10 protein-coding genes and 1 pseudogene are annotated in these 13,548 nt (G+C 65.7%); 7 read left to right on the top strand and 4 right to left on the bottom strand.

Annotated elements, in window-relative coordinates; translation table 11 throughout:
* Positions 1-11: 11 nt before the first annotated feature.
* On the bottom strand, positions 12-2,834 hold the full coding sequence (leuS, locus tag J1M87_RS20660) for a leucine--tRNA ligase (RefSeq protein WP_206491547.1): 2,823 nt from the start codon (positions 2,832-2,834) through the stop codon (positions 12-14).
* A gap of 68 nt (positions 2,835-2,902) precedes the next feature.
* Between leuS and J1M87_RS20665 the strand changes: the two genes are divergently transcribed.
* The 4 genes and pseudogenes from J1M87_RS20665 (at position 2,903) to J1M87_RS20680 (ending at position 6,686) form a co-directional block, all read left to right on the top strand.
* Complete coding sequence (locus J1M87_RS20665; RefSeq protein ID WP_206491548.1) at positions 2,903-3,307, top strand: SdpI family protein; 405 nt, start codon at positions 2,903-2,905, stop codon at positions 3,305-3,307.
* Between the two features lie 6 nt (positions 3,308-3,313).
* Positions 3,314-4,291: a DUF1648 domain-containing protein gene (locus tag J1M87_RS20670; protein WP_206491549.1), complete on the top strand. Its 978-nt coding sequence runs from the start codon at positions 3,314-3,316 to the stop codon at positions 4,289-4,291.
* Between the two features lie 9 nt (positions 4,292-4,300).
* Positions 4,301-5,290 carry a bile acid:sodium symporter family protein gene (locus J1M87_RS20675; protein ID WP_206491550.1) on the top strand — a complete coding sequence of 330 codons (990 nt, stop codon included), beginning with the start codon at positions 4,301-4,303 and terminating at the stop codon, positions 5,288-5,290.
* A 34-nt stretch (positions 5,291-5,324) separates the two neighbouring features.
* Positions 5,325-6,686, top strand: a pseudogene (locus J1M87_RS20680) (glutamate decarboxylase).
* Between the two features lie 67 nt (positions 6,687-6,753).
* Here the strand turns inward: J1M87_RS20680 and J1M87_RS20685 are convergent.
* On the bottom strand, positions 6,754-7,371 hold the full coding sequence (locus J1M87_RS20685; protein ID WP_206491552.1) for a YqgE/AlgH family protein: 618 nt from the start codon (positions 7,369-7,371) through the stop codon (positions 6,754-6,756).
* Positions 7,372-7,458: 87 nt separating this feature from the next.
* Positions 7,459-8,148 (bottom strand): TetR/AcrR family transcriptional regulator, encoded by a 690-nt coding sequence (locus J1M87_RS20690; RefSeq protein ID WP_206491554.1) that lies wholly within the window; start codon positions 8,146-8,148, stop codon positions 7,459-7,461.
* Positions 8,149-8,266: 118 nt separating this feature from the next.
* Between J1M87_RS20690 and J1M87_RS20695 the strand changes: the two genes are divergently transcribed.
* Genes J1M87_RS20695 through J1M87_RS20705 form a run of 3 tightly spaced genes read left to right on the top strand, consistent with a single transcriptional unit; the run spans position 8,267 to position 12,060 of the window.
* On the top strand, positions 8,267-9,205 hold the full coding sequence (locus J1M87_RS20695) for an NAD-dependent epimerase/dehydratase family protein (RefSeq protein WP_206491556.1): 939 nt from the start codon (positions 8,267-8,269) through the stop codon (positions 9,203-9,205).
* Between the two features lie 10 nt (positions 9,206-9,215).
* Positions 9,216-10,502, top strand: a complete 1,287-nt coding sequence (locus J1M87_RS20700) for an MFS transporter (protein ID WP_206491558.1) — start codon at positions 9,216-9,218, stop codon at positions 10,500-10,502.
* 55 nt (positions 10,503-10,557) lie between these two features.
* Positions 10,558-12,060 (top strand): DUF4185 domain-containing protein, encoded by a 1,503-nt coding sequence (locus tag J1M87_RS20705; RefSeq protein ID WP_206491560.1) that lies wholly within the window; start codon positions 10,558-10,560, stop codon positions 12,058-12,060.
* A 20-nt stretch (positions 12,061-12,080) separates the two neighbouring features.
* Here the strand turns inward: J1M87_RS20705 and J1M87_RS20710 are convergent, their stop codons facing one another.
* Positions 12,081-13,547, bottom strand: a complete 1,467-nt coding sequence (locus J1M87_RS20710; RefSeq protein WP_307830889.1) for a CCA tRNA nucleotidyltransferase — start codon at positions 13,545-13,547, stop codon at positions 12,081-12,083.
* Between the last annotated feature and the right edge of the window lies 1 nt (position 13,548).

The following is a 13,548-nucleotide window of genomic DNA, read 5'->3' on the forward strand; positions in this document are numbered from 1 at the left end:
GAGCCCGCAGGCTACTTCAGGACGACGTTCACCATCTTGCCCGGAATCACGATGACCTTCGTCGGAGCCTTACCCTCGAGCAGCGCCACGATCTTCTCGTCCGCCACTGCGGCTTTCTCCACATCGTCCTTGGTCGCGTCGGCGGGAACGGTGATGCGGCTGCGCACCTTTCCGTTGACCTGAATGGGATAGTCGACGGTATCGGCGACCAGCCACTTCTTCTCCACCCGCGGGAAAGGCCCGTGCGCCAACGACTTCTCGTGCCCGAGCTTGCCCCACAGTTCCTCGCACAGGTGCGGGGCCAGGGGAGCGAGCATCAGGATCAACGGCTCGACGACACCACGCGGCGCGCCGTCCGGGTAGGACTTGGTGATGTGGTTGGTCAGCTCGATCAGCTTGGCACCGGCCGTATTGTCGCGCAGTGCAGCGTAATCCGCATGCACTCCGTCGATCACCCGGTTGAGTACACGCAACGTGTCCTCGGTGGGCTTGGCATCGGTGACGCGAACCTCACCGGTCGTCTCGTCGAGCACCAACCGCCAGACGCGCTGCAGGAAGCGCTGCGCACCGACGACGTCCTTCGTGGCCCACGGCCGCGAGGTGTCCAGCGGACCCATCGACATCTCGTAGACACGCAGGGTGTCGGCACCGTATTCGGCGAAGATCTCGTCGGGGGAGACCGAATTCTTCAGTGACTTACCCATTTTGCCGTATTCACGGTTGACGGGCTGGTCCTGATAGAAGTAACCGCCGTCGCGCTCGACGACCTCCGCGGCGGGCACGTAGACCCCACGCGCGTCCGTGTAGGCATAGGCCTGGATGTAGCCCTGGTTGTACAGCCGTCGGTACGGCTCGCTCGAGCTGACGTGCCCCAGATCGAAGAGCACCTTGTGCCAGAACCGCGAGTACAGCAGGTGCAGCACCGCATGCTCGACGCCACCGACGTAGAGATCGACGCCGCCGGGATCGTGGGGCCCGTGGATCTCCGGACGCGGTCCGACCCAGTACTTCTCGTTCTCCGGGTCGGCGAAGGCCTCGGAGTTGGTCGGGTCGACGTAGCGCAGTTGGTACCAGGAGCTGCCGGCCCACTGCGGCATGACGTTGGTGTCGCGGGTGTACGTCTGCAGGCCGTCGCCCAGATCGAGCTCGACGTTGACCCAAGCATCGGCCTTGGCCAGTGGCGGGGACGGCTCGGAGGCAGCGTCGTCCGGGTCGAACGAGACCGGAGCGTAGTTCTCGATCTCCGGAAGTTCCACCGGCAGAGCAGAATCCGGAAGACCGTGCGGGTTGCCCTCGGCGTCCCAGACTATCGGGAACGGCTCGCCCCAGTAGCGCTGGCGAGCGAACAGCCAGTCGCGCAGCTTGTACTGGATGGTGCCGCGGCCCGTGCCCTCGGCTTCGAGTCGCGCGATGACGGCCGCTTTGGCCTCCTCGACGGGCAGGCCGTCGAGGAAGCCGGAGTTGACCAGTGCACCGTCGCCGACATAGGCGGCCTCGGTGACGTCGCCGCCGGAGATGACCTCGCGGACGGGCAAACCGAAGGCCGTCGCGAATTCCCAGTCGCGTGCGTCGTGCCCGGGAACGGCCATGATGGCGCCGGTGCCGTAGCCGGTGAGCACGTAGTCGGCGATGAACACCGGCACCTGCTCACCGTTGACCGGGTTCTCGGCGTACGCACCGATGAAGACGCCGGTCTTCTCCTTGTTCTCCTGACGCTCCAGATCGGACTTCGCGGCGATCGACGCGCGGTACGCCGCAACGGCTTCCGCGGGGGTGTCGGCTCCGCCGGTCCACTTGCTCGACACATCGGAAGGCCACTCGGGAGCAACCAAGCCGTCGACCATCTCGTGCTCGGGGGCGAGCACCACATAGCTCGCACCGAACAAGGTATCGGGCCGGGTGGTGAACACCTCGATGCCGGAGAACGAGACCTGCGCACCACGTGAGCGCCCGATCCAGTTGCGCTGCATGGTCTTGACCTTCTCCGGCCAATCCAGGTACTCCAGATCGTCGACCAGGCGATCGGAGTACGCGGTGATGCGCATCATCCACTGCCGCAGGTTCTTTCGGAACACCGGGAAGTTTCCGCGGTCACTGCGTCCGTCGGCGGTCACCTCCTCGTTGGCCAGCACCGTTCCCAGACCGGGGCACCAGTTGACCATCGAGTTGGACTCGTACACCAGACGGAAACCGTCGATCACCTCGCGGCGTTCACCGACGGTGAGCGAATCCCAGCTTCGGCCGTCCTCGAGCGTGCGCTCACCCGAGGCGAACTCGGCCTCCAGTTCCGAGACGGGTCGCGCCTTACCTAGATCGGCGTCGAACCAGGCATTGAAGATCTGCAGAAAGATCCACTGCGTCCAGTGGTAGAAGTCGACGTCCGTCGTCGCCAGGGATCGCCTCCGGTCGTGACCGAGGCCGAGGCGGCGCAGTTGGCGTCGCATGTTGACGATGTTGTCCTCGGTGGTGCTACGCGGATGCGTACCCGTCTGCACGGCGTACTGCTCGGCAGGCAGACCGAACGCGTCGTAGCCGAGGGCATGCAACACGTTGCGACCCTGCATGCGGTGGTACCGCGCGAAGACGTCGGTGGCGATGTATCCGAGGGGATGGCCGACGTGCAGCCCACTGCCCGACGGATACGGGAACATGTCCTGGACGAACAGCTTGTCCTTCGGGACGTCTCCGGCGAGTGTTCCGACCGGGTTGGGCGCGTCGAACGTGCCCTGGGCTTCCCACAGGTCCTGCCACTGCTCCTCGATGCGCCCGGCGAGTTCAGCGGTGTAGCGGTACTCGTGTGCGGCGTCGGTGGATGCGTCAACGGAATCGGTCACACCCACCAGCCTAAAGTGTGACGCGGCCCGCCTGATACCAGGACCTCGCTGCGCCGTATCCTGACCACGTGGTCATCGTCTCCGTTGTGTTGTTCGTGCTCGCCCTCGTCGTCGGCGCTGTCGCGCTCGCGTCGCTGCTGGGGCGGCTCCCACGCAACCGCTTCGCCGGTGTTCGCACGGCCGAGGCCATGCGTGACGACGAGACCTTCACCCTCGCCAACCGCGTCGCGGGGCCCACCACCGCCGCGTCGGCGCTGGTCCTGGCGCTCGGCGCGGTGGCCGCTCTCGCACTGAGCGGCATATCCGCCGTCGTCGCGGTCGTTGTGGCTCTGGTGGCCGCACTGTTCATTGCAGCTGCAGGCGGGTCGATCGGAGCCCGCGCCGCAGCGGCCGTCCCTGCGCCCGCCGAGGCCGACGGATGTGGACAGTCCTGCATCTCGTGCAGCCTCAAGGACGCCTGCCAGCCGAGCTGACCCGCCATGAAGCCGAAGTCCGTGCGCACCTTCGATCCTGTCGGGGTGCTGTTCGGCGTAGTGGTCCCGCTCGCCGTGGCCGCACTCGGACCCGTCTTGGCCCACCTGTGGCACAGTCGACTACCCGAGCAGGTCGCCACGCACTTCAGTGGCACCGATCCGGACGACTTCTCCAATCCGATCTCGAGCACCTGGACCCTCGCGATCGTGATCGTGCTGGTCGGCGGCGGCTGCAGTGCGGTCGCATCGCTGGCCCGGGTCCTGCTCATCATGCGCCGGACGATGCTGATCATCGGGCTGACCGTCGTCGGAGTGATCGGCGTCCTGCAGATCGCCACCCTGGTCCGGGAGTTGGATCTGGCGTCCGGTCAGAGTGTCACCATCCCTGGTTGGGCCATCGCGGCGGGCAGCGTCGTCGGCTTCGCCGCCGGGTTGTTCGGCGCTTCCAGGTTGCGAGACCACCGCGAACACGTGCTCGCCACGTCCCCGCCGCACTCCGATCTACCTCGCTGCGGTGCCGAGTTGCCTCTGGTCGTCCGCGTCGGTGCCAGCCGTGTCGCGGGTATCACCGTAGTGGCGGTAGCCCTGGCCGCCGCGGCTCTGACGTGTTACCTGTCCGGCTCACTGTGGCCGATCTTCCTGTTCGCTCCGTTGACGATTCTGACGCTGTCGCTGCTGCGCTTCACCGTGCACATCGACAGTGACGGGCTCTACGTCTCCAGCCTCGGCATGGCCGCATTCGACTACGACATCGACGAGATCACCGGGGCCTCGGTGCGGACGGTGCATCCGGCCAAGGACTTCGGCGGATGGGGCCTGCGGGTCAAGGGGCGCGGAAACTACGCCGTGGCCACCGAAACCGGCCCCGCGGCATTCGTCACGTTCGCCAACGGTGACCGCCTCACCATCGGTACCGCCGAAGCCGACACGATCGCAGGCACACTCAACACCCTGACCGCACGAACGCGCACAGCACTGGATTAAATTAGCCGAGTGAAGTTGTTGCGCGATACCGTGCTCGATCCGTTCCTGTTGGGCATCGTCACGGTCGCCGTGCTGGCGAGTCTCTTCCCGGCAACGGGCACGGCCGAGGACGTTCTCACCTGGGTCACCCGCATCGCCATCGGACTGCTGTTCCTCATCTACGGCGCGCGACTGTCCCCGCGCGACGCGTGGGAAGGCCTCAAGCACTGGCGCCTGCACGCGGTGATCCTGGCGTCGACGTATCTGCTGTTCCCCGCGCTCGGGCTGGCACTGCGCATACTGAAACCGGGCCTGCTCAGCGATGACCTCTACACCGGGGTGTTGTTCCTGTGCCTGGTTCCCTCGACCGTGCAGTCCTCGATCGCCTTCACCTCCATCGCCCGCGGCAACGTGGCCGGCGCCGTGGTGAGCGCATCGTTCTCCAACATCCTCGGAGTCTTCGTCACCCCGCTGCTGGTGATCGCACTGATGACCACCACCGGCTCGGCCGGCATCGAGCCGAGTTCCATCCTCCGGATCATCGCCCAACTGCTGCTGCCCTTCGTCCTCGGTCAGCTGATACGCCCCTGGGTGACGGGATGGCTCACCCGCCACAGTGCGCCCACCAAGCTCGTCGACCGCGGCTCGATCCTGCTGGTCGTCTTCGCTGCCTTCAGTGAGGCGCAGAACCAGCACGTGTGGTCCTCGATGGCGGTGTGGCGCATCGGCGTCGTCCTCGCAGTCTGTGTGGTTCTGCTCGCCCTCGTGCTGACGATCACCTGGTACGTGGGCCTGTTGGCGCGCTTTCCGCTCGAGGATCGGCTGGTGCTGCTGTTCTGCGGGTCCAAGAAGAGCCTGGCCAGCGGGCTGCCGATGGCCGCAGTGCTCTTCGTCGGTCAACCGGTCGGATTGATCGTCCTGCCGCTGTTGCTGTTCCACCAGATCCAGTTGATGGTGTGCACGGTGATTGCTCAGCATGTCGCGCGGCGACCCGACGCAGTGGTGAGCGCCGCGAGCTAGATTGGATGGCAGTCGAGGCAACAGGGAGAAAACGATGACGAGGAACGTGCACACCGACGGTGTCGTATCTGCGGCCTACACGGGACGGCTGGGCACCGATCCCGTTCCGGCACTGCGGCTTCCCGAAAACCAGATCGACCCCGATGCCGCCTACCGCTTCATCCACGACGAACTGATGCTCGACGGCAGCTCACGCCTCAATCTCGCGACCTTCGTCACCACCTGGATGGATCCGCAGGCCGAGAAGCTGATGGCGGAGACATTCGACAAGAACATGATCGACAAGGACGAATACCCGTCCACCGCCGCCATCGAGCAGCGATGCGTCAACATGGTCGCCGATCTGTTCCACGCACCCGGTCTCGATCCGAACGATTCGGCCTCGGCAACCGGCGTCTCGACCATCGGATCCAGTGAGGCCGTGATGCTGGCCGGCTTGGCCCTCAAGTGGCGCTGGCGGGCGAAAGGCGCCGGGACCGGTACCCCGAATCTGGTGTTGGGCAGCAACGTTCAGGTGGTGTGGGAGAAGTTCTGCCGCTACTTCGACGTCGAACCGAAATACCTGCCGGTCGAACGCGGCCGCTACGTCATCACCGCCGAGCAGGTTCGAGAGGCAGTGGACGAGAACACCATCGGAGTCGTCGCCATCCTCGGCACCACGTTCACCGGGGAGCTCGAACCGGTGCAGGAGATCTGCGCCACCTTGGACGAGCTGGCCACCTCGGGTGGACCGGACGTACCGGTACACGTGGACGCCGCCAGCGGCGGTTTCGTCGTGCCGTTCCTCGACCCGGACCTGTAATGGGACTTCCGGTTGCCGCGCGTCAAGTCCATCAACGCCAGTGGCCACAAGTACGGATTGACTTATCCCGGAATCGGATTCGCGGTCTGGCGGACCAAGGAGGACCTACCGGACGACCTGGTGTTCCGGGTGAACTACCTCGGCGGCGACATGCCGACCTTCACGCTGAACTTCTCGCGGCCGGGCAACCAGGTGATCGGTCAGTACTACAACTTCCTCAGGCTCGGCAGGGCCGGATACACCGGCATCATGACGGCGTTGCGTGACACCGCCGTTCGCGTCAGCGCACATCTGGACACACATCCCGACGTCGAGGTGATCACCGACGGCTCGGCCATCCCGGTGCTCTCGTTCATGCTGAAGGAGCACTGCGACTTCACCGTCTTCGACGTCTCCCACGAACTACGAGCCCGCGGCTGGCAGGTACCGGCATACACGATGCCGGACAACGCAACCGACGTCGCCGTGCTCAGAATCGTGGTGCGAGAGGGTTTCAGCGCGGACCTGGGCCGAATGCTGTGCGATGCCATCGACGAGGTGATCGACGGACTGAAATCAGGCGGGCACTCGAGCGCGAGGGCCTTCTCTCACTGAGCGTGCCGATGTGAGCGGAAGTTCGACCCCTGCTACGAATTTCCACTCACATGCGGCGCAGCCGCTTTCAGTTCCGGTCGACGTCGATCGGATGGGACGCGAGCAGCGCCAACGGCATCGGTTGCCGACGTAGTACATGCGCCCACAGATCGATCCGCGGTGGCCCCATCACATCGGATGCCAAGGCAGACAGCACGATCCAATCCTCGCGGTCGAGTTCGCCTTCGAGTTGTCCGAAGGTCCAGCCCGAATACCCGGCAAAGATGCGCACGCCCTCGACCAATGGCTCGATATCCGCGGGATCGGAATCGAGATCGACCATCACCACTCGACCGTCGACGCGGCGCAGTCCGGGAACTCCGTCGATCGACACGCCGGTGCGCAGCGTCGCCAGGCACAGCGCCGAATCGCGCTTGACCGGGCCACCGACGTACAGCGCCCGCGGCGTGGCCGCCAACTCGGACCAGTTGGGCAACACGTTGTGCACCGCGGTCTCGCTCGGCCGATTGATCACCACGCCGAGGCTGCCCGCGTCGTTGTGTTCGATGATGTAGATGACGGTGCGCCGAAACGTGGGCTCGACCAGTTCGGTGGACGACACCAACAGACTGCCTGGACGGACATCGCGCAAGGCCGATGCCGTCTGGTCCTCGGGTTCCTCCGCATGCGTTGCCACGCTAGCCATTGTGGCACCGAGCACCGCCGGATGTGGCGCAAGTGATCCGGCCAGTTCCTACGCGTCGTTCCGCAGGCTCCCACTCTCGCCCTACTCCTAATCGAGGCCGGCGATCTTCGTCAGAAGTCCCAACTGATACTCGAACAGATCGTCCCTGTTGGCGAAGGTCGTGGCACCGTACTGATCGAAGACGTCGAAGCTGATCGCTCCGAACAGCGACGCCCACACCATCACTCCCAAGGCGATGAGCTCGTCGGGCTGATCCATCTCCATCTGTTCTCGGATCTCCTCGAAGCTGTCGTGCAGTGACGCCAATCCCGGCAGATCGGGCGCCACCTCCGGTCGGCGAACATTCCAGGCCGAGTGCAGTACGCCCACCAACGTGGTGATCACCCTGGTGCCCGGACCGGTGGTCTGCTCGGCCGGCGCGTGGTAGCCGGGCACCGGGCTGCCGAACAGCAACGCATACCGGGCAGGCTCGCGCAATCCCCACTGCCGCACCGTCCGACCGAGTGCCAGGAACTTCTCCCTCGGCCCCTCGGCGGCATCCACCGCTGCGTCGACGGTGTCGCCGAGTTCGGTATACCCGTCGACGACGAGCAGTGTCAGCAGCTCGTCCCGACTCGCGACGTATCGGTACACCGCGGAGGACACGACCCCGAGATCGCGCGCGACGGCACGCAGCGACAGGGCCGCGGCACCGTCGGCGGCCAGATGTTCGCGTCCGATGCGGGTGATGTCGGCCAGGGTCTGAGCGCGGGCTCGGGTGCGGGGGGTGCTCGCCATGACTCACACAGTAACGGCCGCTCTTGTTCGAGAGCACTGCTCTTGCTTTCTTCTCGGAACCGGTACACACTGGAAGCAACAGAGAGCACCGCTCTCGTTTATCGGAAAGGGAGTAGCCATGACCCAACTACACGTCGTCACCGGAGCCGGACCCGTCGGATGGACCGTCGCCGAACAACTTGCCGAACAGGGCCATTCGGTGCGAATGCTGACCCGCTCCGGCAGCGGCCCCGAGCACCCGATGATCGAGCGTCGCTCGGTGGACATCGAGTCCGACGATCTGCACCCACACCTCGACGGCGCCACCGCCGTCTACCACTGCACCCACGTCGCCTACACGAACAGCGCGTGGCGAGACAAACTCGAGGCAATGGAACAGCGCGTGCTCGACGCGTCCGCGGGCACCGTCGTCGTCTTTCCCGAAAGTCTGTACGCCTACGGCCGAATCGACGGCCCCATTCGCGAGGACTCGCCCCGGAAGGCCACCTTCCGCAAACTGGGCGTGCGCACGCAACTGTTGGACGCCAGGGACCGCCACGCGACTCCCACCGTCAGCGTCGCGGCCTCGGACTTCTACGGGCCCCGCGTCATGACCTCGCACATGGGCGAGCGCGTGATCGCGAACATTCTGGCCGGCAAGCCGATCCGCGTCATCGCAGCTGCTGACCTCCCGCACTCGTTCACCTACGTACCAGACCTCGCCGCCGCGATGATCACCGCCGCCGCGTCGCCGTCGATGTGGAACACCGTCCTGCATGCACCGACAGCTCCTGCGGTCTCGCAGCGGACGATGATCGAGATGTACTCCGCCGCAGCCGGGTTGCCCACCCCGAAGGTCGGCGTCATCGCGCCCTGGCTGATGCGGGCACTGAGCGTCGTGCCCGGACCGACGAGAGAACTCGGCGACACCCTCTACCAGTTCCGCTACCCGTACGTCCTCGACTCGACCCGTAGCGAGGCGATTCTGGGGCTCGAACCGACCTCCCTGGCCGAGGGCACCGCCGCCACGATGGATTGGTGGACGGCTGCGCATCAGGCGGTAGCCACCGGCAACTAGAGTTCCCTCGGTGAACGACGACTCCTTCCGCACCCGACTGCGCCAGTCGCCGGGAGTCGGCAAGCTCACCACCGTGCGGTTCGCCGGTCAGTTCGGCGACGGACTGTTTCAGGCCGCGCTCAGCGGCGCGATTCTGTTCAATCCCGAGCGCGCAACGAATCCGGCCGAGATCGCGGCGGGATTCGCCGTGCTGCTCGTGCCCTACTCCCTGGTCGGACCGTTCGCCGGTGCATTACTGGACCGCTGGGATCGAAGAGCGGTCCTGTTGTGGGCCAATATCATTCGCATCGTGTTGATCCTGGTGACGGCAATCATGCTGTTCGCCGGACTGCCCGCAACACCATTGCTGCTACTGGCTCTGGCCACCGTGGGGCTGAGCAGGTTCGTTCTCGCCGGTGCCTCGGCGTCACTGCCGCACGTGGTTCGGCCGTCGTGGTTGGTGCCGATGAACTCGGTACTGGCCACCGTCGGGTCCGGTTTCGCTGCCGCCGGTGCCGGCCTCGCCGTCGCGGTGATCGGCGTCGTCGGGGCCGGTGACGCGGCTTCGGCGCTCGCGGTCGGTCTCGCCGCCACCGGATCGATCGTCGGGGCGCTCGCCGCCGCACGCTTCAGCCCCCGGTCACTCGGGCCGGGCGGCGAAAGCCGGACCGACAACCCGGTCAAGGACGTTGCCGCCGGATTGGCATCGGGAGCGCTGGCCGTCTGGCGTTCGCCCGGTGTGACCGCTGCGATGCTCGGCATCGGGACCCATCGCATCGTCTTCGGAATCAACACCCTGATCATGGTGTTGATCCTGCGCGAGAACACCGAAAGCTCGCTGCCCGGCGGCCTCGCCGGTTTCGGTATTGCCGTCGGAGCCACCGCCACGGGAATGTTCCTCGCGGCCGTGATCACTCCCTTCGTACTTCCGCGGTGGGGACGCACCCCCACGATTGCGCTCGCGCTCGTGTTCGCCATCGTGGCCCAGCTCACCGCCGTATCGGGCCTGACCCAGAACAGCTTGTCGATCGGGGCCTTCCTACTGGGGATCGCCGGGCAGACGGTCAAACTCAGCGGCGACGCCGCGATGCAGATCGACATCGACGACACCCACCGCGGACGCGTCTTCGCGCTGCAGGACACCGTGTTCAACATCGCGTTCGTCGCCGCCCTGGCCGGAGCAGCGTTCGCCGTCGGCCCCGCCACCACCGATCTGAGCCGTGACCCCACCGCGCACACACTGGTGTTCCTCGGAGCGGGCCTCTACGCCCTCGGATTGGCTGCGGTGGCCGTCAACACCAGGCGCGCAGCTCCCTGAGGTGGTGTATCTTCCTTTCCGGACCGGCAGGTCTCGGTAGAAATGGGGGCACCGGATGTACGGCCGTACGACATCGCTCGGTTGCGTACTTGCAGTTACTGCAGGCACCGCCGTCCTTGCCGCGCCCCCGGCGTTCGCCGCTCCGCCGCCACCGGTGAACTCCTGCGGTGAAACAGGATTCGATCCCAAGTTCTACCCACCCGAGCCCATCGGCCCGGGAAGTCTGCCGCAGCTGCCACCGCTACCGGACCGACTGGTGGTACCCGTTCCGTATCCGTCCCTCGAACTGGTACCGGTACCGGACCCGCCACCGAACAACACCCGCGTCCAGGCCGAGCCGCTGACCGATCCGTGCGCAGACCCGTGCCCCGATCTCACCGGTACCGACGACCCACCCGCAACCGGTACCGGATCTGCGGGCCACCTGCCCTTCCCGCGAATCGAGATCGAACCGCAGCCCGAAACGATCCCCATCCCGATTCCCGGTCCTGGTGGTGTCCCGGGAACACCGCCCCCGGCCCCCGTCGTCACCTCCGCAGAGTCGGGCCCGAGGACTCCGCTGCCCCCGGCACCTGCCGTCGGCGAGGTCGGGGTGGTCTCGCAGCTGACCGGTCCGGGTTCGCAGAACCGCACCGACAAGCGCTGGCAGGTCGACGGCACCGACCTCGGCATCATGTGGGAGAGCAAGCCCGGCGAGGTCGCGATCGCCTTCGGCGATTCGTTCGGAAAGGGCTGGGAATTCGGCGTCGTGGGCGGCGGGGACTGGCGCTCCAACGCGCTGGGCCACAGCACCGACACCGACCTCTCCGACGGCATGACCCTGGACTCGATGGTGCAGGATTCACGTTGTCACGCAGCAGAATTGCTGCCTTCACGCAAGATCGAGAACTGGGAGACGACGGTCATTCCCACCTCCGGATTCGCGATCGACGACCGCCAGTACATGTCGTACATGTCTATTCGGCGCTGGAGCATCGTCCCCGGAATGTGGTGGACCAACTACGGCGGTATCGCCTATTCCGACGACGACGGTTCCACCTGGGTCAAGGACGAGCATGCCAAGTGGCACAACGGATTCGGCCTGTCCGAGTTCCAGGTCTCGACGATGGTCCCCGCCGGTGAGTACGTCTACATGTTCGGCACCGTCAACGGACGCGTCGGACAGATCGCTCTCGCTCGGGTCGCGAAGGACCAGGTGCTGAACAAGACCGCCTACCAGTACTGGGTGAACGGCACCTGGGCTCCCGTCGGATCGAACGAGGCCACCCCCATCGCCGACGGTATGGCCGGGGAACTGTCGGTTCGTCACGACGAGTCCCGGGGAATCTGGCAGATGACCTACCTCGACCCGATTCGGGGAAGAATCGTTCTACGAGAAGCGAATTCACCGCAGGGGGAGTGGACCGAACCGACCACTCTGATCGACACGGCCGAGTACCCGAAGACCTACGGTGGGTTCATCCATCCGTGGTCGACGCCGAACGAGCTGTACTTCACCGTCTCGGAGTGGGACAGCTACAACGTCTACCTCGTCAAGGCCGAGCTTCGCTCGTCGTGAGTGCACGTGCGCGGGACGCGTTATCTGGTCTGCCACCACTCGAGCAATGCGGCTTCGGCCTCTTCACGGGATAGCGGTCCGCGGTCGAGCCGCAGCTCCTTGAGGTATTTCCAGGCCTTGCCCACCTCGGGCCCGGCCGGGATGCCGAGCAGTTCCATGATCGCGTTGCCGTCCAGATCGGGGCGGACCCGCGCCAGGTCCTCCTGCTCGGCGATTCGGGCGATGCGCTCTTCGAGGTCGTCGTAGGTTGCCTGAAGCGCGGCAGCGCGGCGCTTGTTCCTGGTGGTCGAATCGGCCCGAACCAGCTTGTGCAACGTGGGGAGTAGCTCGCCGGCGTCGGTGGCGTAACGGCGGACGGCCGAGTCGGTCCACTGCCCCTTGCCGTAGCCGTGAAAGCGCAGATGCAGGAACACCAGATGCGAGACGTCCTCGATCATCTTCTTGGAGTACTTCAGTGCGCGCATCCGCTTTCGCACCAGCTTGGCACCGACGACCTCGTGGTGGTGAAAGCTGACTCCGCCGCCGGGCTCGTTGCGTTTGGTGTCGGGCTTGCCGATGTCGTGCAGCAGCGCGGCCCACCGCAAAACGAGGTCCGGATCGCCGTCCTCGAGGTCGATGGCCTGCTTCAGGACCGTCAACGAATGCCAGTAGACGTCCTTGTGCTGGTGATGCTCGTCGATCTCGAGTTTCATGTCGGGCACTTCGGGAATGATGCGCTGAGCCAGGCCGGTCTCGCACATCACGTCGATTCCGTCGATCGGGTGCGCACCGAGGATCAACTTGTCCAGCTCGACCTGGATGCGTTCGGCGGTGATGCGATCGATCTGCTCTGCCATCTCCACCATGGCGCGGTGCACCCGTGGCAGGAGCGCGAAGCCGAGCTGGGAGACGAACCGGGCGGCACGCAACATCCGCAGCGGATCGTCACCGAACGAGACCTCCGGCTCCGCCGGGGTGTCGAGAACACCCTCGAGCAGCGCATCCATGCCGCCGAGCGGGTCGACGAACTCCTGGGCACCGTCGGCGCCGAGGCGGACGGCCATGGCATTGACGGTAAAATCACGTCGCACGAGATCTTCTTCGAGGCTGTTGCCGTACTGCACCTCGGGATTGCGGGAGACCTGATCGTAGGAGTCGGCGCGGAAGGTGGTGATCTCGATCTGCTGGCCGTCCTTGGCCGCGCTGATCGTGCCGAACGCGATGCCCGTGTCCCACTGATGATCGGCCCAGCCCGACAGCAGCGATTGGACCTCCTCGGGTCTGGCATCGGTGGTGAAATCCAGATCGGTGCCGAGTCGACCGAGAACAGCATCGCGGACCGTCCCGCCGACGAGGTACAGCTCGTGCCCGGCAGCGGCGAAGAGTGCGCCCAGCGGAGTCAACACCGGAGCGAGCTCGCGCAGCGTCACCGCAGCTCCGGCCAGCAACCTTTCCCGGCGGGCATCGGTGTGCTCGGCGGAAACGGAGGACAAGGACTGATCGGCCACG

The organism is Rhodococcus sp. KRD162 (assembly GCF_017168335.1).
GTDB lineage: Bacteria > Actinomycetota > Actinomycetes > Mycobacteriales > Mycobacteriaceae > Rhodococcoides.